Annotated in this window: 25 protein-coding genes and 1 pseudogene; 16 read left to right on the forward strand and 10 right to left on the reverse strand. The window is 75.6% G+C overall.

What is annotated here, in order from left to right; translation table 11 throughout:
• Positions 1-93 precede the first annotated feature (93 nt).
• The 3 genes from ACN20G_RS25765 (at position 94) to ACN20G_RS25775 (ending at position 4,862) form a co-directional block, all read left to right on the forward strand.
• Positions 94-2,349, forward strand: coding sequence for a molybdopterin cofactor-binding domain-containing protein (locus tag ACN20G_RS25765; RefSeq protein WP_424215198.1), 2,256 nt, complete (start codon positions 94-96; stop codon positions 2,347-2,349).
• A gap of 23 nt (positions 2,350-2,372) precedes the next feature.
• The gene (locus ACN20G_RS25770; RefSeq protein WP_424215199.1) at positions 2,373-2,843 is read left to right on the forward strand and encodes a (2Fe-2S)-binding protein; all 471 of its coding nucleotides are present in this window, start codon (positions 2,373-2,375) and stop codon (positions 2,841-2,843) included.
• A gap of 72 nt (positions 2,844-2,915) precedes the next feature.
• A complete protein-coding gene (locus ACN20G_RS25775; protein ID WP_424215200.1) occupies positions 2,916-4,862 on the forward strand; it encodes an APC family permease in 1,947 nt (648 codons plus the stop codon).
• On the opposite strand, the gene ACN20G_RS25780 is transcribed toward ACN20G_RS25775, so the two are convergent.
• A complete protein-coding gene (locus ACN20G_RS25780) occupies positions 4,863-5,564 on the reverse strand; it encodes a response regulator (protein WP_424215680.1) in 702 nt (233 codons plus the stop codon).
• On the reverse strand, positions 5,564-6,835 hold the full coding sequence (locus ACN20G_RS25785) for a histidine kinase (RefSeq protein WP_424215201.1): 1,272 nt from the start codon (positions 6,833-6,835) through the stop codon (positions 5,564-5,566). The genes ACN20G_RS25780 and ACN20G_RS25785 overlap by 1 nt, the downstream gene beginning before the upstream one ends.
• 168 nt (positions 6,836-7,003) lie before the next feature.
• Between ACN20G_RS25785 and ACN20G_RS25790 the strand changes: the two genes are divergently transcribed.
• Complete coding sequence (locus ACN20G_RS25790) at positions 7,004-7,246, forward strand: hypothetical protein (RefSeq protein ID WP_424215202.1); 243 nt, start codon at positions 7,004-7,006, stop codon at positions 7,244-7,246.
• Here ACN20G_RS25790 and ACN20G_RS25795 read toward each other — a convergent pair.
• On the reverse strand, positions 7,171-7,521 hold the full coding sequence (locus ACN20G_RS25795; protein ID WP_424215203.1) for a LysR family transcriptional regulator: 351 nt from the start codon (positions 7,519-7,521) through the stop codon (positions 7,171-7,173). The genes ACN20G_RS25790 and ACN20G_RS25795 overlap by 76 nt on opposite strands.
• A gap of 101 nt (positions 7,522-7,622) precedes the next feature.
• On the opposite strand from ACN20G_RS25795, the pseudogene ACN20G_RS25800 reads away from it, so the two are divergent.
• From ACN20G_RS25800 to ACN20G_RS25825, 6 genes and pseudogenes are all read left to right on the forward strand, one after another.
• Positions 7,623-7,880 (forward strand): annotated as a pseudogene (locus tag ACN20G_RS25800) (helix-turn-helix domain-containing protein); the annotation flags it as partial.
• Between the two features lie 233 nt (positions 7,881-8,113).
• Positions 8,114-8,551 (forward strand): hypothetical protein, encoded by a 438-nt coding sequence (locus ACN20G_RS25805; protein ID WP_424215204.1) that lies wholly within the window; start codon positions 8,114-8,116, stop codon positions 8,549-8,551.
• Positions 8,548-9,339 (forward strand): transcriptional regulator, encoded by a 792-nt coding sequence (locus ACN20G_RS25810; protein ID WP_424215205.1) that lies wholly within the window; start codon positions 8,548-8,550, stop codon positions 9,337-9,339. Before ACN20G_RS25805 ends, ACN20G_RS25810 begins: the two co-directional genes overlap by 4 nt.
• Before the next feature lie 65 nt (positions 9,340-9,404).
• Positions 9,405-9,821 (forward strand): roadblock/LC7 domain-containing protein, encoded by a 417-nt coding sequence (locus ACN20G_RS25815; protein ID WP_424215206.1) that lies wholly within the window; start codon positions 9,405-9,407, stop codon positions 9,819-9,821.
• Positions 9,822-9,873: 52 nt separating this feature from the next.
• Positions 9,874-10,248, forward strand: coding sequence for a hypothetical protein (locus ACN20G_RS25820; RefSeq protein WP_424215207.1), 375 nt, complete (start codon positions 9,874-9,876; stop codon positions 10,246-10,248).
• Between the two features lie 147 nt (positions 10,249-10,395).
• A complete protein-coding gene (locus ACN20G_RS25825) occupies positions 10,396-10,887 on the forward strand; it encodes a VOC family protein (RefSeq protein ID WP_424215681.1) in 492 nt (163 codons plus the stop codon).
• Positions 10,888-10,932: 45 nt separating this feature from the next.
• On the opposite strand, the gene ACN20G_RS25830 is transcribed toward ACN20G_RS25825, so the two are convergent.
• Entirely contained in the window at positions 10,933-11,661 is a 729-nt protein-coding gene (locus ACN20G_RS25830; RefSeq protein ID WP_424215208.1) for an SIR2 family NAD-dependent protein deacylase, read from the reverse strand.
• A 184-nt stretch (positions 11,662-11,845) separates the two neighbouring features.
• On the opposite strand from ACN20G_RS25830, the gene ACN20G_RS25835 reads away from it, so the two are divergent.
• On the forward strand, positions 11,846-12,100 hold the full coding sequence (locus tag ACN20G_RS25835; protein WP_424215209.1) for a hypothetical protein: 255 nt from the start codon (positions 11,846-11,848) through the stop codon (positions 12,098-12,100).
• 200 nt (positions 12,101-12,300) lie between these two features.
• Here the strand turns inward: ACN20G_RS25835 and ACN20G_RS25840 are convergent, their stop codons facing one another.
• The 3 genes from ACN20G_RS25840 to ACN20G_RS25850 all read right to left on the reverse strand — a co-directional run bounded on the left by ACN20G_RS25840 (position 12,301) and on the right by ACN20G_RS25850 (position 14,651).
• A complete protein-coding gene (locus ACN20G_RS25840; protein ID WP_424215210.1) occupies positions 12,301-12,780 on the reverse strand; it encodes a subtilase-type protease inhibitor in 480 nt (159 codons plus the stop codon).
• Positions 12,781-13,013: 233 nt separating this feature from the next.
• Entirely contained in the window at positions 13,014-13,478 is a 465-nt protein-coding gene (locus ACN20G_RS25845) for a Crp/Fnr family transcriptional regulator (protein ID WP_424215211.1), read from the reverse strand.
• 186 nt (positions 13,479-13,664) lie between these two features.
• Positions 13,665-14,651: a PfkB family carbohydrate kinase gene (locus ACN20G_RS25850; protein ID WP_424215682.1), complete on the reverse strand. Its 987-nt coding sequence runs from the start codon at positions 14,649-14,651 to the stop codon at positions 13,665-13,667.
• A gap of 512 nt (positions 14,652-15,163) precedes the next feature.
• Here ACN20G_RS25850 and ACN20G_RS25855 point away from each other — a divergent pair.
• Entirely contained in the window at positions 15,164-16,237 is a 1,074-nt protein-coding gene (locus ACN20G_RS25855; protein WP_424215212.1) for a methyltransferase, read from the forward strand.
• Here ACN20G_RS25855 and ACN20G_RS25860 read toward each other — a convergent pair.
• Both ACN20G_RS25860 and ACN20G_RS25865 read right to left on the reverse strand, forming a co-directional pair.
• Complete coding sequence (locus tag ACN20G_RS25860; RefSeq protein ID WP_424215213.1) at positions 16,234-16,761, reverse strand: NUDIX domain-containing protein; 528 nt, start codon at positions 16,759-16,761, stop codon at positions 16,234-16,236. The genes ACN20G_RS25855 and ACN20G_RS25860 overlap by 4 nt on opposite strands.
• 47 nt (positions 16,762-16,808) lie before the next feature.
• Positions 16,809-17,819, reverse strand: coding sequence for an Lrp/AsnC family transcriptional regulator (locus ACN20G_RS25865; protein WP_424215214.1), 1,011 nt, complete (start codon positions 17,817-17,819; stop codon positions 16,809-16,811).
• A gap of 372 nt (positions 17,820-18,191) precedes the next feature.
• Between ACN20G_RS25865 and ACN20G_RS25870 the strand changes: the two genes are divergently transcribed.
• The 3 genes from ACN20G_RS25870 (at position 18,192) to ACN20G_RS25880 (ending at position 23,946) form a co-directional block, all read left to right on the forward strand.
• Positions 18,192-19,667 (forward strand): MFS transporter, encoded by a 1,476-nt coding sequence (locus ACN20G_RS25870; RefSeq protein ID WP_424215215.1) that lies wholly within the window; start codon positions 18,192-18,194, stop codon positions 19,665-19,667.
• Positions 19,664-20,920 (forward strand): M20 family metallopeptidase, encoded by a 1,257-nt coding sequence (locus ACN20G_RS25875; RefSeq protein WP_424215216.1) that lies wholly within the window; start codon positions 19,664-19,666, stop codon positions 20,918-20,920. The genes ACN20G_RS25870 and ACN20G_RS25875 overlap by 4 nt, the downstream gene beginning before the upstream one ends.
• 317 nt (positions 20,921-21,237) lie before the next feature.
• Positions 21,238-23,946 (forward strand): LamG-like jellyroll fold domain-containing protein, encoded by a 2,709-nt coding sequence (locus ACN20G_RS25880; RefSeq protein WP_424215217.1) that lies wholly within the window; start codon positions 21,238-21,240, stop codon positions 23,944-23,946.
• 109 nt (positions 23,947-24,055) lie between these two features.
• Here ACN20G_RS25880 and ACN20G_RS25885 read toward each other — a convergent pair whose 3' ends face one another.
• A complete protein-coding gene (locus ACN20G_RS25885) occupies positions 24,056-24,433 on the reverse strand; it encodes an ArsR/SmtB family transcription factor (protein ID WP_424215218.1) in 378 nt (125 codons plus the stop codon).
• 87 nt (positions 24,434-24,520) lie between these two features.
• Between ACN20G_RS25885 and ACN20G_RS25890 the strand changes: the two genes are divergently transcribed.
• On the forward strand, positions 24,521-26,701 hold the full coding sequence (locus ACN20G_RS25890; protein WP_424215219.1) for a heavy metal translocating P-type ATPase: 2,181 nt from the start codon (positions 24,521-24,523) through the stop codon (positions 26,699-26,701).
• Positions 26,702-26,707 lie beyond the last annotated feature (6 nt).

The following is a 26,707-nucleotide window of genomic DNA, read 5'->3' on the forward strand; positions in this document are numbered from 1 at the left end:
AGATCGTTACGCTACGTGCCGGTAATCACGGGGCGGGGGGCGGACGCGGACCACCGCGCACCCCGCCCGCGCGGCACACGAGGCGGGGAACCCATGACGGTCGACGACACCACCGGCACCACACCCGCGCCCCACCCGGGGCCCGCCGGCACCGGCCGGCGCGCCTTCCTCACCCACCTCCTGGCCGCCCCCACCCTGGCCCTCCTCACCCGGATCGGCGCCGACGCCCTCGCCCCCACCCCCGCCCACGCCCTGCCCACCCCGCCCGCGCTGCCCGACCTCCTCGACCTCGGCGACCTGTTCATCCTCGCCGGCGCCCCCACCTCCGGGCTGCTCACCCTCCGCGTGGACACCGACGGCACGATCCGCTTCCGGCTGCCCCGCGCCGAGGTCGGCCAGGGCCTCACCACCGCCGTGGCCATGATCGTCGCCGAGGAACTCGACACCCCGCTCGCCCGGGTCCACGTGGCCCTCGACGACGCCCGCCCCGAGCTCCTCTTCAACCAGCTCACCGGCAGCTCCAACGCCATCCGCTCCCTCCACGACCCGATCCGGCACACCGCCGCCGGCGCGCGCGCCCGCCTCGTGGCCGCCGCCGCCCGCGCCTGGAAACTGCCCGCCCGGGAGCTGAGCACCGCCGACGGCGCCGTGCACGCCCCCGACGGCCGGCGCGCCGACTACGGCGAACTCGCCGGGCCCGCCGCCGACCCCGCCCTCGTGGTCGCCCCCGCCGCCCCCAAACCCGCCGCCCGCCGCACCCTCGTCGGCACCCCCGTCGGCCGCGTCGACGCCCGCGCCATGGTCACCGGCGCCCAGCGCTACACCCTCGACCTCGACGTGCCCGGCGCCGCCCCCTGCGTCGTGCGCCGCCCGCCCACCCTCGGCGGCACCGTCCGCGCCGTCCGCAACGCCGCCGCCGTCCGCGCCCGCCCCGGGGTCCGCGCCGTGGTCACCGTGCCCACCGGCGTCGCCGTGGTCGCCGACACCTTCGGACAGGCCCTCGCCGCCAAGGACGCCCTCGACGTGGACTGGGGCCCCGGCCCCGCCGACCACCTCTCCGACGCCGACGTCCGAGCCCGCCTGCGGCAGGCCAACCCGCCGCACCTCCTGCCCCCGCTGCTCACCGCCCACCTCGACGCCGAGTTCACCTTCGCCCCGGTCGGCCACGCCCCCATGGAGACCAACACCGCCATCGCCGACGTCCGCCCCGACCGGGCCGAGATCTGGGCCGGGCTCAAGTCCCCGATCGTCGCCCGCCAGACCATCGCCGCCGAACTCGGCCTGCCGGTCTCCGCCGTCACCGTGCACGTGGTCCAGGCCGGCGGCTCCTTCGGCCGACGCCTCTTCTTCGACGCCGCCCTGGAGGCCGCCCGGGTCTCCCGCGCCTGCGGCCGCCCGGTCAAACTCATGTGGACCCGGATCGACGACACCCGACACGGCCGGATGCGCCCCGCCACCCACCACCGGGTCCGCGCCACCCACGCCCTGGGCGCGCTCCTCACCTTCGACCACCGCGTCGCCGCCGTCGAGACCGACTTCCGACACGGCCTCGGCGAGATCATCACCGCCACCGCCGCCCACCTGCCGCTCGGCCTGGGCAACGCGACCCTCGCCCAGACCCTCTTCCACACCACCGTGAAGTCCCCCTACCAATTCGGGGTCACCACCCACTCCCTCACCGAGGTCCCCCTCGGCATCCCCACCGGCTCCTGGCGCTCGGTCTACTCCGCCAACACCCGGGGAGCCGAGGAGATCGTCGTCGACGAACTCGCCCGCGCCCTCGACCGAGACCCCCTCGAATTCCGCCGCGCCCACCTCGCCGACCCCGCCGCCCGCGCCGTCCTCGACACCGTCGCCCGCGCCGGCCACTGGGGCCGCGCCATGGCCCCCGGCACCGCCCAGGGCCTCGGCTTCCACGAGGAGTACCGCTCCCGCACCGCCTGCCTCGTCGAGATCGACACCCGCGACCCCGACCACCCCCACGTCACCAAGGCCGTCATCGCCGTCGACGTGGGCCTGCCGATCAACCCCCGGGGCCTGCGGGCCCAGATGACCGGCGGCCTCCTCGACGCGATCTCCACCACCCTCAGCTCCGGCCTCCACCTCGACCGGGGCCTGCCCCTCGAAGGCAGCTACGGGCAGTTCCACTGGGCCCGGCAACGCGACACCCCCCGCGAGGTCGAGGTCATCGTCATGCCCCCGACCTCCGAGGAACCCGGCGGGGCCGGCGAACTCGGCGTGCCCGCCGCCGTCGGCGCCGTCGCCAACGCCTGGGCCCGCGCCACCGGCCGCGCCCCCCGCTCCTTCCCGATCCACTTCGACGTGGACTTCACGCCCTACCCCCGCTGACCCCCGCCCGGAAGGCCACCGTCGTGCCCACCCACTCCTTCACCGTCAACGGCCGCCCGGTCACCGTCGACGCCCCCGCCGACCTGCCCCTGCTCTGGGTCCTGCGCGACCTGCTCGGCATCACCGGCCCCAAGTACGGCTGCGGGGTCGACGTCTGCAAGGCATGCACCAGCCACCTCGACGGCCGGGACGTCCGCCCCTGCGTCGTGCCCGTCGCCGAGGTCGCCGGGCGCGAGGTCACCACCATCGAGGGCCTCGCCGACGGCGACCGGCTGCACCCCGTCCAGGAGGCATGGCTCGACGCCGACGTCGCCCAGTGCGGCTTCTGCCAACCCGGCCAGATCATGGCCGCCGTCGCCCTGCTGCGCCGCACCGCCGAACCCACCGACGCCGACCTCGACGCCATCGCCAACATCTGCCGCTGCGGCACCTACCCCGCCATCCGCGACGCGATCCGCGCCGCCGCCACCGCCATGGCCGCCGACCGCGACTGAAACCCCCGTCCCCTCACCCGAACGGCCCGCCCCGAAGGGCGGGCCGGCCCCACCCGCCGCGACGATCGACCAATGAGGCGCATCAACCCCAAGCGTGTGCTCGTCGGCGAACCGCTGGACACCGCCCGCCTGGGCGAGACCCTGCTCCCCAAACGTCTCGCGCTGCCCATCTTCTGCAGCGACCCCCTCTCCTCGGTGGCCTACGCCACCGAGGAGATCCTCCTTATCCTGGCCCTCGGCGGCGTGGCCCTGCTGCACCTCACCTGGTACGCGGCCGCCGCCATCGTCTTCCTGATGGTCGTCGTCATCGCCTCCTACCGGCAGACCTGCCACGCCTACCCCGGCGGCGGCGGGGCGTACGTGGTCAGCTCCGAGAACCTCGGACCCACCGCGGCCCTCACCGCCGCCAGCGCCCTCCTCGTCGACTACGTGCTCACCGTCGCCGTCTCCGTGGTCTCCGGGGTCTCCGCCATCACCTCGGCGATCCCCTCCCTGCACGACCACATGGTGGCGCTCTCGGTGGGCTTCGTCGTCGTCCTCACCCTGCTCAACCTGCGCGGGGTCCGCGAATCCGGCCGGATCTTCGCGATCCCCACCTACGGCTTCGTCCTCGTGATCTACGTGATGTTCGCCGTCGCCCTGTTCCGGCTGGTCACCGGCGACACCATCCGCGCCGAATCCGCCGAACTCCCCATCGTCGAGACCGGCACCTACACCGGCCTCGCCCTGGTCCTGCTGGCCCTGCGCGCCTTCGCCTCCGGCTGCACCGCCCTCACCGGCGTCGAGGCCATCAGCAACGGCGTGCCCGCCTTCCGCAAGCCCAAGAGCCGGAACGCGGCCACCACCCTGGCCATGATGGGCCTGCTGTCCGTCACCATGTTCGGCGGAATCACCGTCCTGGCGATGCTCTACAAGGTGCACGTGGCCGCCGATCCCACCGAACTCGGCCTGCCCCCCGGCACCGCCACCTCCACCGCCCTGGCCCAGATCGGCCGGGCCACCTTCGGCGACTGGCACGTGCTCTTCTACCTGCTCCAGGCCGTCACCGCGGGCGTCCTCGTGCTCGCCGCCAACACCGCCTTCAACGGCTTCCCGATGCTGGCCTCCATCCTCGCCAAGGACCGCTACGCCCCCCGCCAGCTCTACAACCGCGGCGATCGCCTCGTGTACTCCAACGGCGTGGTCCTGCTCGCCCTGGCCGCCATCGGCCTCATCGTCGCCTTCGACGCCGAACTGACCCGCCTCATCCAGCTCTACATCATCGGCGTCTTCGTCTCCTTCACCCTCTCCCAGGCGGGCATGGTCCGGCACTGGCGCAAGGAACTCGCCGACCCCTCCACCCCCGACACCACCCGGGGACAGGTGCACCGCTCCCTGGCCATCAACGCCGTCGGCGCCACCCTCACCGTCCTCGTCCTCGTCATCGTCCTCATCACCAAGTTCACCCACGGCGCCTGGCTCGTCGTCATCGCCATGCCCGTGCTCTTCCTCGGCATGAAGGGCGTCCGCCGGCACTACGACCAGGTCGCCCGCGAGGTCGCCGTCACCCCCGGCACCCGGCCCCGCAAACCCCCGCGCCACCACGTGGTCGTCCTCGTCGCGGCCGTCCACGCCCCCACCCTCAAGGCCCTCGGCTTCGCCCAGGGCCTGCGCGCCGACACCCTCACCGCCGTCACCGTCGCCGCCGACGAGGAGGACGACCGCCGCCTGCGCGCCGCCTGGGGCGACCTCGGCGTGGAGATCCCGCTCAAGGTCCTGCACTCGCCCTACCGCGAGGTGGTCGCCCCGGTCGTCGCCCACGTCGAGGAACTGCACGCCGAGGACCCGGCGGCCATGCTCAGCGTGGTCATCCCCGAGTACGTCGTCGGCAACTGGTGGGAACAACCCCTGCACAACCAGAACGCCCTGCGGCTCAAGGCCCGCCTGCTGTTCGCCCCCGGCGTCGCCGTCATCGACGTGCCCTACCTGCTGTCCTCCGCCGAACCGGCCGCCGACCACGCGACCCGCCCCGGACCCTGATCACCACCCGGGATCGGAGAGCCCCGCGTCGTGCACCAGCAGCGCGATCTGCACCCGGTTGCCCAGCCCCCAGCGGGTCAACAACCGCGACACGTGCGTCTTCACCGTCGGCACCGCCAAGTGCAGCTCGGCCGCGATCTGCGCGTTCGACAACCCGCGCCCCACCGCCCGCGCCACCTCCCGCTCCCGTTCGCCCAGCTCCGCCAGGCGCGCCCGGGCCCGCGCCGCCCGGTCCGCCGGCCCCGTGCCCGCCGCGACCCGTTCCATCAACCGCCGGGTCACGGCCGGCGACAGCGCCGGCTCCCCGGCCACCACCGCCCGGATCGCGGCCACGATCTCCGCCGGCGGGGTGTCCTTCACCAGGAACCCGGCCGCACCCGCCCGCAGCGCGCCCCACACGTGCGCGTCGGTGTGGAAGGTGGTCAGCACCAGCACCTCCGGCGCCCCGGACCGGGCCCGCAGCGCCGTCGTGGCCGCGATCCCGTCCACCCCCGGCATCCGCACGTCCATCAGCACCACGTCCGGGGCGTGCGCGGCCACCGCGCCCGCCACCTCGGCCCCGTCCGCCGCCTCCCCGACCACCAGCAGGTCCGGGGCCCCGCCCAGCATCAACCGCAGACCGGCCCGGACCAGCGCGTCGTCGTCCACGAGCAGCACCCGGATCCGTCGCCCGCCGAGCCCCGCAGCCCCCGTCTCCGTCATCACGCCCCCGTCCGTGCCGCGCCGTCCGCGCCCGCCTCCTCGGCCCAGGGTAGCCAGGCCCGGACCAGGAACCCGGCACCGTCCGGACCGGCCGTCAGGGTGCCGCCCGCCAACCGGACCCGCTCGCCCAGCCCCACCAGCCCGCGGCCCCCGCCGGATCCCCCGCCCGCGTCCGGTCCGGACCCGGCCGCCGGGACCGGACCGGCCGAGGCCACCTCCACCACCAGCCCGGCCCCCGGAGCCCCCGAGACCCGCACCCGCACCGCGGCCCCCGGGGCGTGCCGGCGGGCGTTGGTCAGCGACTCCTGCGCGATCCGGTACGCCGTCCGTCCCACCGTCGCCCCCGGCGCCCGGTCCCCGAGCGCCTCGACGGGCGGACCGGTCAGCTCCACGTCCTCACCGGCGTCCCGTGCCTGGGCCACCAGCCGCGGCAACCGGGCCAGGGTGGGCTGCGGCCGGTCCCCCTCGCCCCCGGCACCGCCGGGGGCCGGCCCGCCCGCGTCCTCGCGGAGCACCCCGATCACCTCGCGCAGCTCGGTCAGCGCGGCCCGCGCGTTCTCCCGGATCACCCCGGCCGCCCGCGCCACCTCCTCCGGGGCCGCCCCCGGATGGAATTCCAGGGCCCCCGCGTGCACGCCGAGCAGGGACAACCGGTGCCCGAGCACGTCGTGCATCTCGCGGGCGATCTCCTCGCGCACCGCGAGCCGGGCCCGTTCCGCCGACGCGGCCGCGCCCGCCTCCGCGAGCTCCGCGCGCTCCCGCAAGGAGGCGATCAGCTGGGTCCGGGAGCGCCGGAACAGCCCCCAGCCGAAGGCGCCCGCCAGCAGCGCGAAGTACGTGACGGCCGCGCCCGCCCGGGCCTCGGACATGCCGGGCACCCGGGCCAGGAAGACCGGCAGCGGCGCGAAGGCCACCGCCGCCGTCCACGCGGTGGCCCGCCACGGCCGGCTCGCCGCCACCGTGAACACGGCGACCAGCGTCGGCCCGGTCAGGTAGTGGGCCACGGACCCGGTCAGCAGCAGCGCCGTGGCGAGGACCACCGGGTATCGGCGGCGCAGGAACACCGCCGCGCACCCGAGCGCCCCCACCACCTGGTCCGCCACCCGCCATCCGGCGGACAGGTCGGCGGGCAGCTCGATCGCGGGGCCGCTCACGGCGGCGAAGAGCACCGCGAACGCGAACAGGGACAGATCGGCCGCCCAGTCCCGGCCGGTGCGGCCGGGCGGGGGAGCGGAGGGGGGAGCGGACAGGGCCGGGGACGACGGGCTCATGGACCGCAATCTACGAGGTCACCGGCCCCTCCGAGAGGCAGGACGGGGGCCGTCGGGCACGCGCGATACCAAAGGATGACGCCGCCCTGCCGCGCGCGATACCTCGGTCGACGCGCACGGGACCGAAGCCCGTCGCGGGCCCGGACGCGCCGCCCGTACGGTCGGGCCATGACCTCGAAACCCGCCCCCGCCTCTCCCCTCGCCCGCGTCTGCGGCGTGCTCGCCTTCGTCCTGATCGTGGGCGGCGCGAGCGGCCTGGCCCACGAGTGGTTCTCCTGGATCCGGCTCTTCGGCTTCCTGCGCTTCCTGGTGCCCGAGGGCTCGGAGGTCTTCGGCTACCTGGTGATGATCGTCTCGGGGATCGCGATCGGCGCGGCCGGCGCCGCCGCGGGCCGCCGCGCCCGGTCCTGATCGGCGAGCCGCTCCCGGTGGGCGCGCAGGGCCGCCTCGGCCGTCTCCAGCGCGCCCAGGATCGGGGTCGCGTGCGCCACGAGCAGCCGGCCCGCCTCGGTCAGCCGCACCCCGCGCCCGGCGGGCTCCAACAGTCGCAGCTCGGTCTGTTCCTCCAGCACGCCCAGCTGTCGGGAGGCCGCCGAGGCGGTGCAGCGGGCGCGCGCGGCGGCCCCGGCGATGGTGCCGGTGCGGGAGACGTCGACGAGGAGCTGCAATTTGCGCGGATCGAGCATTCACAGATCTTATGCGGCGATCGCGGCGACCGGGTGGTTTGGAGGATGTTCACCCCTTTTCGTGCGTTTGGGCTCGTCCGTCCTGAGCAAAGGGAGCGGACATGAGCATTCCCTGCACCGCTCCGGAGTTCCCGAGGCAGGATTCCGCGGGCCCTCCGGCCGGCGGTTCCGAGGCCGCCCGTCCCACCCTGATCTGCTCCGTCCAACGCGCGCTGAGACTCGTGGAGGCCCTGCATGCGGAGGGCCCGGCGACCGCCAAGCGGCTCTCGCGGGTGACGGGTATTCCCTTGCCGACCGTGTACCACCTCCTGCGCACCCTCACGTACGAGGGCTATGCGGAACGGGAAGCGGGGTCTTTCCGACTCTCCGGACATCTCTCCCTGTCCCCCTGACCTCCGCCGCCCTCGCGGGACATTCCGGTCGCACCCGGACGCGTACATACCTCATTCGGTCAACCTCTGTCAGGTACGTGGCGCATGTTCCACCGGAAAATGCCAGAACGGCCTTCCGGCTCGTGGAAAGTGAGTAAGTTCCTCTCTGCCGCCGCCGTTCGACGGTGCGTCGCACACACGCGATCGGGAGGGGAGCCCGCGTGCCGGGGATTGACGAATGTCTGCTCGAAGCCATGGCGCTGCCGGGCGCGCGCGGTGCCGCGCTCGTCGACTGGAGCAGCGGTCTGGCCCTTGGCACGGTGGGGGAGTCCCCGGTCGGGGACCACGAGACCACGGCCGCCGAGACCGCCGAACTGGCGCGCGCCGCCGCCGAGTACGAGTCCTTCGCGCCCGCTCCCGCCGGTCCGGGCCCCGCCCGGCTGGGCACCGTGCCCCCGGCCGGCCCCGGCGGCGACGAGGGACCCGCCGTCGAGGACCTCATCCTCACCACCCGCACCGGCTATCACGTCCTCCGCTTCGTCGAGACGAGCTTCGACAGCAGCGTCTTCCTCCACCTCTGGCTCGACCGGTCCGAGGGCAACCTCGCCCTCGCCCGCATGAGACTCCGAGACCTCGCCGAAGGACTGGTGCTCAGATGACCGTCTCCCTCGACGCGCCCGCCCCCGGCACGGCCGTGTCCCCCCTGCTGACCCGGCTCGCCGCCGAACGCGCCACGGGGGCCCTGCTGCGCGACCGGGGCACGCTGTTCCTGGAGGACGGGAAGATCGTCCACGCCGAGAGCCCCGCCACCCCCGGCCTCGACGTGCTCCTCACCACCGGTGGCGCCCTGGACCCCGAACGCTGGCGGGAGGCCGTGGACCGGGCCGGGGCCCGGCGCGGGGTCGCCCGCTTCCTCGTCGACAGCGGCGGCCTGACCGGCGGCGAACTGGAGATAGCCCACGTCGCGGCCGTCCACGACGCCGCGTTCTTCGCCCTCTCGCCGAACTCCGGCCCCTCCCGCTTCCGGCGCGGCGTCACCCACTGGATGGGCGCCGTCCGCCCCCTCGAAGCCGAGGCCGTCGAGCGCGAGACCCGACGGCGCGTCGAACTCCTCGACGCCGTCTGGCCCTACCCGGCCCTCGACACCGCCCCGGTCGTGCCCCGCCCGCCGGCCCCCGGTCAGACCGTCACCCCCCGCCAACGGCGTCTGCTGCGGCACGCGGACGGGGTGCGCACCCCCGCCGGCCTGGCCTGGCTGCTGGGTCGCCCCGCCTTCGACACCCTGCTGGAGGTGCGCCGACTGGCGGCCGCCGGCCTCGTCGAGACCCCCTTCGACCCCGTGCCGGCCCCGCCGCCCCCGGTCTTCCCCACCTGGGTCACCGAGGCCCAGCCCCCGGACGTGGCCCTCCTGCGCCGGTTACGCGACGCCCTGGAGGCCGGCCTGTGAGGCTCCCGCCGCTCCGACAGCGCTCCGACCGGAAGCCGCCCCCGCCAGAAAGGAGGCAGACCGACGTGACACCGACCACGACCGTTCCGGCCGAAGCGGAGGCCGAGATCCTCTCCGAACTCCGCCGGCTGCGCGCCCGTGTCCCCCAGCTCACCGGGGTGCTCGCCGCCAGCGTCGACGGCATGGTCCTCGGGCAGGACACCCCCGCCGGCGAGGCCGAGGCCGTGGCCGCCCTCACCGCCGCCGCCCTCGGCGTGGCCCAGCGCCTCACCGACACCACCGGCCAGGGCGACTTCCGCGAACTCCTGGTGCGCGGCGAACACGGCTACGTCGCCACCTACGCCGCCGGCCGCACCGTCGTCCTGACCCTGCTCGCCGAATCCCGCGCCAACGTGGGCCGGCTGCACCTGGAGGCGAGGCGCTCCAGCCTGCGCATCGGCGAACTCGTGGACGCCCTCCCGCACCGCGGCCCCGCCGCCTGACCAGACCACACCGCACGCAGCACCCGAACCGCAACCGGAAGGAAGCACCACCGTGAGCAATGTGGAGACCGCGCTCAAGGAAGCCACCACCGTCATCGAGGGCGCCCTCGGCGCGGCCCTCGTGGACTACAGCAGCGGCATGGCCCTCGGCACCATCGGCGGCGGCAAGGACCTCGACCTCAACGTCGCGGCGGCCGGCAACACCGACGTGGTCCGCGCCAAGGTCCGCACCATGGAGCTGCTCAAGCTCGACGACGAGATCGAGGACATCCTCATCACCCTCGGCACCCAGTACCACCTCATCCGTCTGATGAAGGGCCGCGGCGCCCAGGGCCTCTTCCTCTACCTGGCCCTGGACGCCAAGCGCGCCAACCTGGCCATGGCCCGCCACCAGCTCAAGAAGATCGAAGCCGAACTGGAGGTCTGACCGGACCCGGGACCTCCCGTCCCCCCCCCCCCGTTCCGCACGCCGAACGGGTGAACTCCACCGAGGTCCCGCGCCCACCGATGAGTTCCGGGCGCGGGACCGGTCTCCATGGGTGACGAGCACACCGACACCCCGGAGGCGAGCACCATGACCGCGAAGCCCTTCACCACCTGCCTGTGGTTCGACGGACGCGCCGAGGAGGCCGCGGCCTTCTACACGAGCGTCTTCCCCGACGGCTCGATCGGGCGCGTGGCCCGCTACAACGAGGCCAACCCCGAGCAGGCCGGCTCCGTGATGGTCGTCGAGTTCACGGCCAACGGCCAGAACTTCGTGGGCCTCAACGGCGGCCCCCAGTTCACCTTCACCGAGGCCGTCTCCTTCCAGGTGCACTGCGCCGACCAGGCCGAGGCCGACCACTACTGGGAGGCCCTGACCGCCGACGGCGGCGAGGGCGTGGCCTGCGGCTGGCTCAAGGACCGGTTCGGCCTGTCCTGGCAGGTCGTGCCCGACGAGGTGATCGAGCTGATCTCCGACCCCGACCCGGTCAAGGCCGCCCGGACCACCGAGGCGATGTACAAGATGGTGCGACTGGACGTGGCGGCCCTGCGCGCGGTCCACGCCGGCGCCCCGGGGGCCTGAGCCCCGTCCGGGAGCCCTCGCGGCCCAACCCTGCCCGGCCCCCGCTCAGCCCGCCGCGACGCGGCGCAGCAGGGCCGGCAGGGCGGTGCCGATCGGCTCGCGCACCACGGTGTCGGCGAGGGAGTCGTAGGGGGTCTCCTCGGCGTTCACGATGATCAGCCGGGCCCCGTGCTCCGCCGCGATCCCCACCAGCGCGGCCGCCGGTCGCACGGTGAGGGAGCTGCCGGCGGCCACGAACACCGAGGCCGCCTTGGCGATGGCCGTCGCGTCCCCGAGCACCACCGGGTCCAGGTTCTCCCCGAACATCACCGTGGTCGGCCGCAACACCCCGCCGCACTCCCGGCACGAGGGGTCGGGCTCCCCGGCCGCCACCCGCTCCAGGGCCTCGGCCATCGTGCTCCGCGCCGCACAGCGCGCGCAGCGCACCCCCTGCGCGTTGCCGTGCAGCTCCAGCACCTTGCGCGGGGACAGCCCGGCCGCCTGGTGCAGCCCGTCCACGTTCTGCGTGATCACCCGCACCGGGGTGCCGCCCCGCTCCAGATCGGCCACCGCCCGATGCGCCGCGTTCGGCTTCGGGGCGACCGCGGCCAGCCCCGCCCGCATCAGCCAGGAGCGCCGGCGGACCTCCGGATCGGCCAGGTAGGGCCCGATCGTCACCAGCTTCTCGGCATCGGGCTCCGCGCGCCACAGCCCGGCCGGACCGCGGTAGTCGGGGATCCCCGAATCGGTGGAGACGCCCGCGCCGGTCAACAGGGCCACAAGAGGTCTGCTCATGGTCGGCAAGGGTACGAACGGGCCGCGCCGCCCCGCCAGTGCTTTCCGGGCGGGCCCCGAGAGCGCCGCTCTCGCCGTCCCCGGGCCGCCGGCCGGCGCCTGAACCGGACATGGTGGGTATGCATGGGGGAGGAGCCCGGGAACCGGCCGACCGGACGGGCCGACGGTGGACAGGGGGTGTGCCGTGCCGGGGTTGCTGATCATGATCGGGGCGCTGCTCGGTGTCTCGGGGTGGGTGTACGACAACGAGGACCTGGCGGCGGCCGGGGTCTGGCCGGCCGGGGTGGGGGTGTTGGCCGCGGTGGCGGGGCGGTTGCGCGAGCGCGGCCGGGCCCGGTTCACCCGCGCGCGGCGGGATCTGGCGCGGTGGGCGGAGCGCCGGCCGGGCGGTCCGGGCGGCGCGGGCGGTCCGGGCGGAGGGCGCGTCGAGCGGCTCTGAGGCGGGCGCGGGGGCCGGGCACGTGATCGCCCCCGTCCCGCCGGTGCGGCGGGACGGGGGCGGGGAGCCCTCGGCGGGTGTCGACGGCGCGGCGGGGAGGTGCCGCGGGGCCCCGTCGTCGACGTGGGTCCGGGTCGGCCGTCGGCGTGGTCGACCCGGCGATCGGGGCGGGTGGGTCCGGGGGCCGGGGTGCGGCCCGGTCAGAACCCGAAGAGCACGCCGCTGCCGCCGCGCAGGCCGCAGCCGTTGGCGAACACGTGGTGGTAGCCCACCTGCCGGCCCTGCCAGACGCCGACGGCGGAGACCGTCACCGGGTCCCACTCCTTGGTGCAGGCGCGGTCCGACCGGCCGGTGGTGATCGCCTCGAAGGACCCCTGGGTGGCGCGCAGCTCGGCGCAGGCGGCGACGGGGTCGGGGTGGGTGCCGGTGGGTCGGGGGGCGCAGCCGAGGGTGACCGCGCGCAGCACGGTGCCCTCGGCGGGCTCCGCGCCCGTGGTGACCGACAGGACCAGGGCGGAGGGGGCGTACAGGGTGCGGGTGGCCGCGGCGGCGGCGGGTCCGGGATCCGCGGCCGGGCCGGGAGCGCCGGCCTGAGCCGTTCCGGAACCGGCGGCGGCGAGGCCGAGGGCGAGAACGGCGGCGGCGAGAGCCCGCCCCGCGACGCGAGGGAAGGACCGCATTGCGAACACTCCTCAGGGGTTGGGTTCGGATAACGGACGGGAGTCTGGCGCACCGGGGACAAGAACGCCCGTTCACGCATCTTTTTCCGTCACCCCACGTGACTGCGTGAGCACGTGCGGCTTCCGTCTCGCCCGCCCTGACCAGCGCACACTCCGAAACCGGAATCGGCCGAAGAGCGCCGCTCGCGACCCTTCCGCGCGCCCCGGGCGCCGGGTTCGTGCCGACCCGCGCCTCAGCCCTCGCGCCGCGTCAGCCGGGGCGCGTACAGGTCCAGCAGCCGGGTCCGCGTCTCGTGCAACCGGTGCGCCAGTACCCGTCCCACCCAGTGGCCCACGGCCGAACCGAACGCCGGATCGGCGTCCATCAGCATCCGGATCGCGGCCCCGTCGAACTCGTACGTCCGCACCGGGGTCATCGCCTCCGCGTCCCACTGCCACACGTAGGGCGGGAACAACCAGGACCAGCCGACCAGCTCCCCGGGACCCAGGTCCTCGATCACGGTCGAGCGCCGACCCGGCGCCGGTATGCCCAGGCTCACCGTCCCGGACCGCACGATCCAGAACGCCTCCGCCCGCGAACCCTCGGAGAAGAGCCGGGCCCCTTCCGGGAAATTCGCCTCCCGGGCCTGCGCCATGAGACGGCCCCGGTGCTCCGCTGACAGCACGGCGGCGATGCGAATGGGAGAAGGTGTGCTCACGACGGCCTCCGATCACGGCCCCCCGGGAGTGCTTCCAGTGTCGCCGACGGATCCCGTGACCGAGAGGACCGGCCCGGGGCCCCCGCCCGGATCCGTCGACGCCCTCTCCCTCCCCATCGTCGCCGACAGGGGGGAGGAAACCCCTCCGCGGATGAATTTCCGCCGGCGACCGGCCCCGCCCCGCGCTCACCGGCCCGGCGAACCCCCGCCCGCGAGACCGGCCAGGGCCGCGCGCAGCGGCTCCGCGACGGGGTCCTCCGCCAGGAACGCCAACAGCTCCGCCGTCCCCGGCCCCGTGGCCGGCCCCCGACGGGTCACCGCGCACGCCGCCGCCGCGTTCGCCCCGCGCGCCGCGAGGACGGGCGGCGCCCCCGCCGCGAGCAGCGCCAGGAACGCGCCCACGTGCGTGTCCCCCGCCCCGTTCACGTCCACCGCGACCACCGGGAACCCGGGCACGTGCTCCGGCGCCCCCGCGCCCGGCGCCGCCACCACGCACCCCTGCGCGCCCGTGCGCACCACCACCCCCGCCCCCGCCGGCAGCCGCTCCCGCAGCGCCCGCGCCGCCGCCCCCGGATCCGTCAGCCCGGTCGACAACCGGGCCTCCCGCGCGTTGCACGACAACCAGTCGGTACGCGCCAGGACGGCCTCCCAGCGGTCCACCGGGATGTCCGCGACCAGCGGCGCCGGATCCAGACACACCACCACCCCCGCCGGCGCCCCCCGCACCAGCTCCACCAGGAAGGGCCCGTTCACCGGCATCACCAGCCCGTACCCGGAGATCTGCACGAGGTCCCCCGGGCGCAGCGCCGCCGCGATCCGGTCGGCCTCGGCCGGCGTCAACCGGGCGTCCACGCCCAGGCTCGTCACGAAGGTCCGCTCACCGCCGTCGTCCACCAGCGCCACGCAGAACCCGCTGTCCCCGTCGGTCCGCGCCGGCAACAGGGCCGGCAGGTCCGCGTCGGCGAGCGCGGCCCGCACCAGGTCCCCGTACGGCCCGGTGCCGTGCCCGCCCGCGTACAGCCCCGGCAGCCCGAGCCGGCGCGCGGCGGTCAGCGTGTTGAACCCGCCGCCGGCCGTCAGCTCGGTCCGGGACCCGAGCACGTCCCCGCCGCGTTCGGGCAGGGCGGGCACCTCGATCACCAGATCGGCGATCACGTTCCCGGCCAACACCAGCCGGGGCGGACCGGCGGGACCGGGAGCGGGGACGGGGGCGGCGCCGGCGGGGTCCGGCGGGGGGAGGTGCGTCACGAGGTCTCCTCGATGGGGGGTACGCCCCGCAAGAGGGGCCGGGGACGCGCCGGGTTCCCGCCCGCCCACGCCTCCCCGCATGATCCCGACCACCCCCGCGCACCGCGCCCCCGCCGCGCCCGCGCCGGGCGAGCCCGACCCGCCGGTCGCGGCCCCGGGCCGGCGGGTCGGCGCTTTCCGGCCCAGTTCCGGGGCCGGCCCCGCCCCGCGCCGGCCCGAGCCCCACGACCGCCGACGGCCCCGCGCACCCGAGGCCGCGCCCGCCCGCCCGGCCCCCGCCCCCGGCCCGGACCCGGGACCGGAGCGCCCATCGCGCCCCGCGCGCCCGCCCCGTGCCGGCCGGGAACGCTCGCTCAACCGAACGGGGGCTGCCGCACCCGCCGCCCGGCCCGGCAGGATCGGCGCAACCATCGACGCCGTCCAGGGAGATGCACACCGTGAGCCCCGATCCCTCCGCCGTCCCCGCACCACCCGCCCCCGCCGACGCCCCCGCCGTCCCGGACCACCTGCGGCACGCCCAGGACCTCCTCGCCGACGCCATGGCCTTCGTCCACCCGGCCGCCCTGCGCACGGTCGCCGGACTCGGCGTCGCCGACCTCCTCGTGGACGGCCCCCGCAGCGCCGCCGAACTCGCCGACACCCTCGGCGTGCACCCCGGCCCCCTCTACCGCGTGCTGCGCCTCCTCGCCGGGAAGGGTGCCTTCAGTCAGGACGCCGCCGGTCGTTTCACCCTCACCGAGGCGGGTGCCCCGCTGCGCTCCGACGCCCCGGCCTCGGTCCGCGCCGCGATCACGATGGTCACCGACCCCACCTTCTGGCTCCCCACCGGCACCCTCGGCCACTGCGTCACCGAGGGCACCAACGCCTTCGAGAAGACCTTCGGCGCGAGCTTCTTCGACTGGTTCGCCAAGGACGAGGCCACCGCCGCCGTCTTCCACGTGGGCATGGCCGCCCTCTCCGACTCCGAGAACCCGCTCGTGGCCCGCGCCTTCCCGACCCTCCCGCCCGGCGCCACCCTCGTGGACGTCGGCGGCGGGCACGGCGGGCTCCTCGCGGAACTCCTGCGCGAGCGCACCGAGCTCTACGGGGTGCTCTACGACCGGGACCACGTCCTCGCCGGGCACCGGCTCGACGCCGTCCCCGAACTCGCCGGCCGTTGGAGCACCGCCGACGGGGACTTCTTCGCCTCGGTGCCGCCCGGCGCCGACGCCTACGTCCTCAAACGGATCCTGCACGACTGGGACGACGAGCAGAGCCTCACCCTGCTGCGCAACTGCCGGCGCGCCCTCGCGCCCGGCGGCCGGGTCGTCGTGGTCGACGCCGTCCTCCCCGAGGACGACACCGACCACCTGGGCAACACCATGGACCTGCTGATGATGGCCTCCCTCGTCGGCCGCGAACGCACCCGCGCCGAGTTCGAGACCCTCTTCGCCGCCGCCGACCTGCGGCTCGTCTCGATCACCCCCACCGGTGCCATGCCCTCGGTACTCACCGCGGCCGCCGCCGACTAGGGCCGCGACCGGGGACCCGCCGCGCGCCACCGGGCGAGCACCGCACCGGTCTCCGGCGTCCAGGCCCCCGGTTCGCCCGGCACCCGCGCCGCGACCTCGGCCGGGGTCGACCACCGCACCTCGGCGACCTCGGCCGGATCCGCGCGCACCGGACCGGACAGGGACACCTCGAACAGCTCCGCCCGGAACGGCCCGAACGGATCGAGCGCCACGAACACCGCGCCCAGGGGCACGGGGGCCGCCCCGCGCACGGCTGCCGCCCCCAACTCCTCCGCGAGCTCACGCACCACGGCCGCGGCCCCCGCCTCCCCGACCCCCGCCGCCCCGCCGAGCGCGAGCTGCCACGACCCGGGATACCGGCGCACGCCCTCGGCCCGCCGGGCCACCAGCACCCGGCCCCCGGCGTCGCGACAGATCGCCGAGGCGATCCGCACGGGCCGTCGCTCCCGCGCCGCCCGGGCCCGGTCCACCGTGCCCAGGACCCGTCCCTCGGCGTCCACCCACTCCACCCGCTCGCCCCGCATGCCCCGCGCCTCCCCTGTTCGGCCCGTCCGCGCGGACGGGCGGGGAATCATGACACGCGGGCCCCGCCCGGCGCCGCCCGGCCCACCGGCTCCCAGGCCCGCTTGTACGTGCGCAGCAACAACGCGGTGTCGGCCGAGACCACGTGCTCCAGGCCCGCCAGCACCCCACCGGTGAACTCCGTGAACCCGGCCGGGTCCCGGTGCGAGGAGTAGCCCAGCAGCGCCCGTTCGCCCGTCACCACCACCAGGTGCCGCACCGACGGCTCCGCCGCCAGCGCGCGGATCGTCGCCTCCAGCCCGCGCGGGGCCACCGTCAACCGGAACCGCGCCTCCAGCGGATGCCCCAACAGGGCCGGATCCGCGTACAACCGCAGGTGCAGCACGTGCGAGGCCCGCAGCCGGGCCAGCCGCCGGCGCGCCGTGCTCTCGCCCACCCGCAGCTCGCGGGCCAGCACCGAGGTCGACATGCGGGCGTCCCGCGCGAGCAGCGCCACCAGCTCCCGGTCCAGCGCGTCCACGGAGATCGGCGCCGGCAGCCCCACCCCGGTCGCGACCGCCCGCCGCACCGGCGTGGGCCGCTCGTCGTAGGGGGCCCAGTCGTTCGCCGTGAGCAACAGCCGCAGCACGATCATCGTGCGCAGGTCCACCACCCCCGGCAGCCGCCCCACCACCCCGTCCGCCAGCGCGAACAGCCCCTCCTCGTCGGCCACCGTCGCCTCGACGAACACCTCCGGCGCCCCCGTGGCCACCTCCACCGACCGCACCTCGGGCCGCCGGGTCAACGCCATCGCCGTCTCGTGCACCCGGCCCGGCGCGCACCGCACCGCGACCTCCACCGTCAGGCCCTCGCCCAGGTACTCGGGCACGAGCTGCGCCAGGAACCGCACCCGGCCGCCCTCCACGAGCCGCTCCAACCGGCGGGCCACCGTCCGCTCGTGCACCCCCGCCGCCGCCGCGACCTCCGCGAACGAGGCCCGCGGATCACGGTGCAGGGCCCGCAGCACGGCGTGGTCCACGGCGTCCGGCGCCGGCCCGTTCAGCGTCCCGTCCCTGTCCACCGCGCCTCGCCCGCTCTCCTCACCCGCACCGACCACCACCCGGGGCCGGCTCGATTTCGACGTTACCCCGCCCGGGGCCCGTGCCCGACCCGGGCACCACGCCCCGCCCCCGTGCCCGAATCCGTCGCTCCCGGGCCCGCTCCCGCCGCCTTCGCCCGACTGTGCCGACCCCTCTTGCCCGAATCCCGCCGTCGGCCGCAGATTTGGTCCGGTTCCCGCCCCCGCGACACCCGCTCGCGGCCGGCCGGACCGCCCGACACGCGCCCCCACGCGGGCCCGCCCCGGGGCCCCGCAGGCCCCGGCCCGCCCGCCGCGCGTGCCGCATCCCGCCACGGCCCCCCACCAGGGCCCCACACCGAACAGGTGGTACGTATGACGGACACGGGTACCCTGCCCGGCCCGCGCCCCGCCGGGCCCGGCGACCGCGCCCCCGGGCCGCGCGCCACCCCCGCCGGGGCGGTCATCGCCTCGGTGGTCCTCGTCGAGCTGTCCAGTGGCATCACCCAGGGCTTCCTCTCCCCGCTGCTGCGCGGGCTGACCGACGTCCTGAAGGTCTCCGCCGCCGACCTCAACTGGATCAGCATCGCCAACCTGCTCGCCAGCGTGGCCTTCACCCCGGTCCTGTCCCGCCTCGGCGACCTGCACGGACACCGGCGCGTGCTGCGCTGGAACCTGCTCATCGTGCTGCTCGGCTCGATCCTGGTCGGCCTCAGCCGCTCCTTCGGCACCCTCCTCGCCGGCCAGATCCTCCAAGGCGCCTTCGCCGGCTTCTTCCCCCTCCTCGTCGGCGTCCTGCGCAACCGCGCCGGCGCGGGCGAGGACGAGAGCAGGCGCGGCATCAGCGTCATGGTCGCCGGGCTCGTCGGCGGCCTCGCCCTCGGCCTCGTCGCCAGCGGGTTCATCGCCCGCACCGTCGACAGCCCCACCGCCGCCCTCTGGGTCCCCGCCGCCGCCGGCGCCCTCGCGCTCGCCGTCACCTGGCCGCTGCTGCCCGAATCCGCGCACCGGCCCGGCGGCCGGGTGGACTGGGCCGGCGGCCTGCTGCTCTGCGTGGGCCTGCTCGCCGTCATGCTCGGCCTCGGCCTCGGCGGCACCCCCGGCTGGGAATGGACCGCGCCGCGCACCCTGGGCTGCCTGATCGGCGGGGTGCTGGTCACCGCGGTGTGGGTGGGCGTCGAACTGCGGGTGCCCGAGCCGATGATCGACGTGCGCATGTTCGCCCGTCGCGACGTGGTCGTGGTCTCCCTGACCACCCTCACCTTCACCTTCTGCATGCTCGGCCTGCAGATCGCCAACCCGATCTTCCTCGGCACCGCCCCCGCCGAGACCGGCTACGGCCTCGGCCTGGACCCCCTGGCCATCGCCCTGGCCATGCTGCCCAACCTGCTGGCCCTGGCCCTCGGCGCGCTGCTGGCCCCGGCCGTCGCCCGCGCCGTCACCGACCGGCTCACCCTCGTGCTCGGCTCCCTGCTCATGGCCGCCGGCTACCTCCTGTGCCTCGCCTTCCACACCGAGGCCGTGCTCTTCCTCGCCGGCACCGCCGTCGCCGGCCTGGGCACCGGGCTCCTCCAGCACTCCACCCGCACCCTCGCCGTCGAGGCCGTCCCCAAGGACCGCACCGCCGTCGGCTCCGGCATCAACGAACTGCTGATCAACGTCGGCGGCTCCATCGGCGCCGCCGCCGTCCTCACGGTCTTCGCCGCCCGCACCCCCGCCGGCCGGGCCCTCCCCGAACTCGGCGCGTACACCACCGCCTGGGCGCTGTGCGCGTTCGTCTCCCTCGCCGGCGCCGCCATCGCCCTGCTCCACCGGGGCCCCGCCCCCACCGCACGAGAGGACCGCCCGTGACCGCGCCGCACCCCGACCCGACGCCCGCCGAGGCCCCCGGCACGCCCGCCGCCGAAGAGCGGGCCCGCCGGGCCGCCCGCACCGTGCTGGCCGCCCGCGAGGACGAACTGCTCGCCCTCAGCCACGCCCTGCACGCCGACCCCGAACTCGCCTACCAGGAGCACCGCGCGGCCCGACGCATCGCCGACCTCGCCGAACGCGCCGGTTTCGCCGTCACCCGCGCCTCCCACGGACTGGAGACCGCCTTCGAGGCCACCGCCGGCAGCGGCGAACTCGTCCTGGCGATCTGCGCCGAGTACGACGCCCTGCCCGGCATCGGCCACGCCTGCGGCCACAACGTCAACGGCTCCGCCGCCGTGGCCGCCGCCCTCGCCCTGGCACCACTGGCCGAGGACCTCGGCATCACCGTCAAGCTCCTGGGCACCCCCGCCGAGGAGTTCGGCGGCGGCAAGGTCGACATGATCCGCGCCGGCGCCTTCGACGACGTGGCCGCCGCCATGATGGTGCACGCCGCCCCGAGCGACTCCGTCGGCATGAGCTCGCTGGCCATCAGCAGTTGGAACGTCACCTACGACGGGGTCCCGGCGCACGCGGCGGCCATGCCGCACCGGGGCGTCAACGCCGCCGACGCCCTCATGATCGCCCAGGTCGCCATCGCCGCCCACCGCCAGCAGATGCTGCCCGGCGCCGTCGTCTCCGGTGTCGTCACCGCCGGCGGCGACGCCCCCAACGTCATCCCCGCCCGCACCGCCGCCACCTACGACTGCCGCGCCCTGAGCCGCGCCGACCTCACCGAACTCCAGGACCGGATCCGCGCCTGCTTCGAGGCCGGCGCGCTGGCCACCGGCGCCGAACTGCTGCTGGAGACCGTCGGCAACGACTACGCCGACCTGCGCCAGGACCACGCCATGGCCCGCGCCTACCTCGGCGCCGCCCGCGACCTCGGCCGCCGCGTCCAGGACTGCGACCCGACCCTGCGCGGCGGCTCCACCGACATGGGCAACGTCTCCCACCTGGTGCCCACCATCCACCCCATGATCGGCTACGACTGCGGGGACGCGATCATGCACCACCCCGACTTCACCCGCTACGGGATCACGCCCGGCGCCGACCGCGCCGTGCTCGAAGGCGGCCTCGCCATGGCCTGGACCGGCATCACCCTGGCCCTCGACCCCGAACACCGCGCCCGGCTCCTGGACCGCCGGGCCCGCCGCGCGGCCGACCCGGGGGAGGGCGCGCACCCGGCGCGCTGAACGGCCCGCGCGCCCCGATTCGGCATCCGATGGGTCAAGACCGCTGCCGGCCGCCCGAACACCCCCTAATGTGTGCGCGCGTACAGACGACGCACGGAAGACCGTTCGGCCACGTTCGGTCCGACCCGCATCCGCGCAGCACGCACCGTACTGGGGGGTTCATGCGTGACTCACGCCCGTCCGGGCAACCGAGAGCACCACACACGACCGGGGCGCCGACACCGCGGCCCACGACGGGGGACACGGGCGGCGGCGCCCCGGGCCGGAGCCGGACCCGGCCCGGCCGCCGGGCCCTGAGCTCCGGCCTCGCCCTCGCCGTGATCGCCGCCGGTACCGCCGGCGGTCTCGCCCTCGGCCTCGGCTCCGCGCCCGAGGCGGCGGCGATCACCCCGCCCGTCGCCTTCACCGCCGACAACCTGCCCACCTGGCAGCCCAACGGCGTGGTCTGGGCCGTCGCCGAGACCGGCGGCACCGTCTTCGCCGGCGGCACCTTCTCCGCCGTCCGCCCGCCCGCCGGCGCCGGCGGCGCCGAGCAGTCCGCCGTCAACTTCGTCGCCCTCGACGCCGCGACCGGCGCCCCGACCTCCTGCAAGCTCTCCTTCACGATCGGCGCCGGCACCGCCACCGTCCGGGCCCTGACCCTCTCGCCCGACAAGAAGACCCTGTACGCGGGCGGCTACTTCGGAGCCGTCAACGGGGTCGGCGTGAACAGCCTCGCCGCCATCGACGTGGCCACCTGCACCCCGAAGACCGGCTTCCGGCCCTCGTTCCCGGCCACCGTCCGGGCCCTCGCCGTCACCGCCGACACCGTCTACGTCGGCGGCGACTTCCAGACCGTCGCCGGCCAGCCCCGACAGCGCTTCGCCGCCGTCGGCGCCGCCGACGGCTCCCTCAAGCCCTTCACCGCCAACGCCGACGAACCAGGCCGCGCCGTCGAGCTCACCCCCGACGGCTCCAAGGTCCTCCTCGGCGGCGACTTCTTCACCGTCAACGGGGCCGCAAGCCACGCCCTGGCCGTCGTGGACTCCACCACCGGCGCCCTGACCAAGACCTACCCGGGGTTCATCCAGAACACCTCCGTGGTCAAGGACATCGCCACCGACTCCGGCGGCTTCTACACCGCCAACGAGGGCACCGGCGGCGGAGTCTTCGACGGACGCATCGCCCTGAACCTCTCCGATCTGAACCAGCGCTGGCGCGACACCTGCCTCGGCGCCACCCAGGCCGTCCTGCCCTACCAGGACGTGCTGTACAGCGCCTCCCACGCCCACGACTGCTCCAGCGTCGGCGAGTTCCCCGACGGCCAGCGCCACCACCTCCTCGCCCAGCCCACCACCTCGGTCGGCAAACTCGGCTGGGCCCCGGACACCAACGACGGCATCGGCGAGGGCATCGGCCCGCGCGTCATGACCATCGCGACCAAGGGCGCCGTCCGCTACCTCTGGGTCGGCGGCGAGTTCACCACCGTCAACGGCGCCGCCCAGCAGTCCCTGACCCGCTTCGCCTCCACCGGTGACGTGGGCGCCCCCACCGTGCCGACCGTCAGCGCCGCCGCCTACAAGCCCGGCCAGGTGCAGGTCCGCTGGCGCACCAGCCTCGACCTCGACGACTCGGCCCTCACCTACCGCGTGTACCGCAACGGCGGGGCCGCCCCGGTGGCCACCGTCACCGCGGACTCGCTCTTCTTCCGCCGCCCCCAGGCGTCCTGGACGGACACCACGGCCGTGGCCGGCCAGACCTACACCTACCGGGTCACGGCCTCCGACGCCGCCGGCAACACCAGCGCCCTGTCCGCGACCGCCTCCGTCACCGTCCCCGCGAGCCCGGACGCCTACCCGGACCGGGTGCGCACCGACGGCGCTCAGCTGTACTGGCGCTGGGACGACACCAGCGCCCCCTTCGTGGCCGACTCCTCCGTCACCGGACAGCAGAACGGCGTGCACGTGAACGGGCCCGCGCTGCGCCAGACCCCCGGCGCGGTCACCGGGGCGAGCACCGCCATCGGCTTCAACGGCACCACCGCCGGGGTGTACGGCGAGACCCGGCAGAACGTGGGCGCCACGTACAGCGTCGAGACCTGGTTCCGCACGAACACCACGCGCGGCGGCAAGCTCATCGGCTTCGGCAACAACCAGTCCCGCGCGAGCGGCCAGTACGACAAGCACCTGTACATGACCAACGACGGTCGGCTGACCTTCGGCGTGTACGTGGGCGGGGTCCGCACCGTCACCACCGCGGGCGCCGACCGCTTCAACGACAACGCCTGGCACCACGTGGTCGCCACCCAGGGCCCCGGCGGGATCTCGCTGTACGTCGACGGCGCCCTGCGCGGCACCCTCGACGTCACCTCGCACGAGAACTACGCCGGGTACTGGCGGGTCGGCGGGGACAACCTCAGCGGCTGGCCCGAGCGCCCCACCAGTGACTTCTTCGCCGGACAGCTCGACGAGACGGCCGTCTACCCGACCGTGCTGAGCGCCGCCCAGGTGCAGGCCCACCGCGCCCTCGCCCAAGCTCCGGCCGGCACCGTCACCACGGTCACCGCCGACGCCGACACGTACGCCAACCAGGGCGCGCCCGGCACCGCCTACGGCAGCTCCACCTCCCTCGCGGTGCGCGGGAACCCGCTGTACGCGACGTACCTGCGGTTCGCCCTGCCGGCGGCGCCGGCCGGGAAGGTCCTGAAGTCGGCGACCCTGTCGGTGAAGACCAGCACCATGGCGGGCGCGGGCACCGCCGACACGGTCTCGGTGGTCCCGGTCACCGGGTCCTGGACCGAGGCGGGGACCACGTACACCACCCGTCCGACCACCGGCGCGAGCGCGCTCGGCTCCTGGGCGGGCATCCCGGACGGCAGCGCCGTGCACACCACCGCCCTCGACCGGACGGCCGTCGCGTCGGCCCTCGGCGGGGCGTGGAACGTGGCCCTGACCGGCTCGGGCGGGGACGCCCTGTGGCTGTGGGCCCGTGAGGCGGGCGCGGCGGAGGGCACGCCGAGCCTGACGCTGACCTTCGGCGCCCCGTAGGGCGCGGCCGGGGCCGCCCGGCGACAGGGGAGGGGGTGTGCGGGTCCGCAGGGACCCGCACACCCCCTTCGTCGTGCGCGGGCGGCCGCTCGTGTGCGTGTTGGGGGGCTCAGGCGTGGTGTACGTGGGCCAGGACCTGCCGCAGCAGGGCGGAGACGTGCTCGTCGTGGAGGGCGTAGACCACGTTGCGGCCCTCCCGGCGCCCGGTGACCAGGCCCAGGTGCCGCAGCAGCCGCAGGTGGTTGGAGACGGTCGGCTGGCCCAGGTCGAGGTCCTCGGCGAGTTCGCCGACGGGGCGGGGCGCGACCAGCAGGGCGGCGAGGATCCGGATCCGGGCGGCCGAGGCCAGCGCCTGCATCACCTCGGCCACGGCCTCGGCGTCGGCCTCGGTGAGGTGCTCGGGGCGCAGCGTCGGCACCACCTCCGGCAGCGGCGCGGGGGCGGGCGGGCTCGGTTCGGGACGCGGATCGCCGGGGGAATCGCTCACGGGGATCACCCTAGTCGGGGCGGCGACGGGGTCGCGCACGGGAGATCTGGACATTGACATATTTGAATGTCTTGATATCTTGAACCCATGGATACCGAGACCGTGAACACTGTGAAGAACACGCACGTCGCGCACGGCGCGGACACCGCCCTCGCGACCTGCTCCACCTGCACCGCTCTCGCGGAGCCCCGCCCCACGCCCGAACGCCCCGGCGCCACCGCCCTGGCCCCCCGCCCCCCGACCCCGCCTACCGAGCGACCCGCGCCCGGGGGCGCCCCGGCGCGGGAGGCCCACCGGCACGGATTCCTCGGCGAGCGCGCCGAGCTGGTCAGCGCCCTCCTGGCCCTCACCGCCTACCTCGCCGGCCTCGTCCTGGACCTCACCGGGCGATCCGGCGCCCTCTCGCTCGGCCTGTTCGTCTCCGCGTACGTCTTCGGCGGTTTCTTCACCCTCCGCGAGGCCCTCGCCTCCGTCCGCCGCCGGCGCTTCGAGGTCGACTTCCTGATGCTCGTGGCCGCCGCCGGCGCCGCCGTGATCGGCCGCTGGGAGGAGGGCGCCGTCCTGCTCGTCCTGTTCAGCCTCGGCCACGCCCTGGAGGGCTACGCCATGGGCCGGGCCCGGCGTTCCATCGAGGCCCTGGGCGAACTCGCACCCCGCACGGCCCTGCGCCTGCCTCGCATTCCCGGGGCTCCCGGTGACACCGCCCCCGTCGAGGTCGACGTCACCGCGCTGGAGGTCGGGGACACCGTCCTGGTGCGCCCGCACACCCGGATCCCCGCCGACGGCTTCGTCCGCGCCGGCGCCGGCAGCGTGGACCAGTCGCCCGTCACCGGCGAGAGCGTCCCCGTCGACAAGACCCCCGTGCCCGACCCGGCGGCGGCCCTCGCCCACCCCGACACCGTCCCGGCCGAGCACCGGGCCTACGCGGGCACCGTCAACGGCGCCGGGGCGCTGGAGGTCGTCGTCACCCGCCTCGCCGAGGACAACACCCTGGCCCGCGTCGTGCGCATGGTCCGCGACGCCGGGGAACGCACCTCGCCCACCCAGCGCTTCACCGACCGCTTCCAGCGCGTGTTCGTCCCGGCGGTCCTCGCCCTCGTCGCCGTCCTCCTCGGTTGGGGGGCCCTGACCGGCGAGCCCTTCGCCGACACCCTCTACCGGGCCATGGCCGTGCTCGTGGCCGCGAGCCCCTGCGCCCTGGCCATCGCCACCCCCGCCGCCGTGCTCAGCGCCGTCGGGCGGGCCGCCCGCGCCGGCGTCCTCATCAAGGGCGGCGCCCCGCTGGAGGAGTTCGGCCGGCTGCGCACCATCGCCTTCGACAAGACCGGCACCCTCACCGAGGGCCGCCCCAGGGTCACCGACGTGGAGCCCGCCGCCGGAGTCGCCCGCGCGGAGCTGGTGCGGACCGCCGTCGCCGTGCAGCGCCTCAGCGACCACCCGCTCGCCCAGGCCGTGGTCCGCGATCTCGCCGCCGAGGCCGGTCCGGCCGCGACCCCCGTCGCGAGCGACCTGACGGCCGTGATCGGCCGGGGGGTCACCGCCCGGATCGACGGCGCGCCCGCCCTGATCGGCAGCGTCGGATTCGTCCGCGAGGAGACCGGAGCCGAGCGGTGGCCGGCGGAGACGGGCGCGACCGCCGAGCGCCTCGCCGAGGCCGGACGCACCACGATGGTCGTGGCCCGCGCCGGCCGGGTCCTGGGCACCCTCGGACTCATGGACGCGCCCCGGCCGGAGGCGGCCGGGACCATATCCCGACTGCGGGACCTGGGCGTCGAACGGACCGTGCTGCTCTCCGGCGACGACCGGCGCGTCGCCGAGGCGATCGGTCGGGCCGTGGGCACGGACGAGGCGCGGGGCGGACTGCTCCCCGAGGACAAGGTCGCCGAAGTGACCCGGCTGCGCGCCCCCGGCACCGGCCGGGGCGGGGGAGTGGCCATGGTCGGCGACGGGGTCAACGACGCCCCCGCCATGGCCGGGGCCACGGTCGGCGTCGCGATGGGCGCGGCCGGCTCGGCCGTGGCCCTGGAGACCGCCGACATCGCCCTGATGAGCGACGACCTGCGCAAGCTGCCGTTCGTCACCTCGCTGAGCCGCCGGGCGAGCCGCGTCATCCGGCAGAACCTGTGGCTGAGCCTGGGCATCGTGGCCGTGCTGGTCCCGGCGACCATCCTCGGCCTGGGCATCGGCCCCGCCGTCCTGGTCCACGAGGGTTCCACCCTCGTGGTGGTCGCCAACGCCCTCCGCCTGATGCGCCACCGGGAGGACTGATCGCCG

Origin of the sequence: Streptomyces dryopteridis, from assembly GCF_049606955.1 — a bacterium.
Taxonomy (GTDB): domain Bacteria; phylum Actinomycetota; class Actinomycetes; order Streptomycetales; family Streptomycetaceae; genus Streptomyces.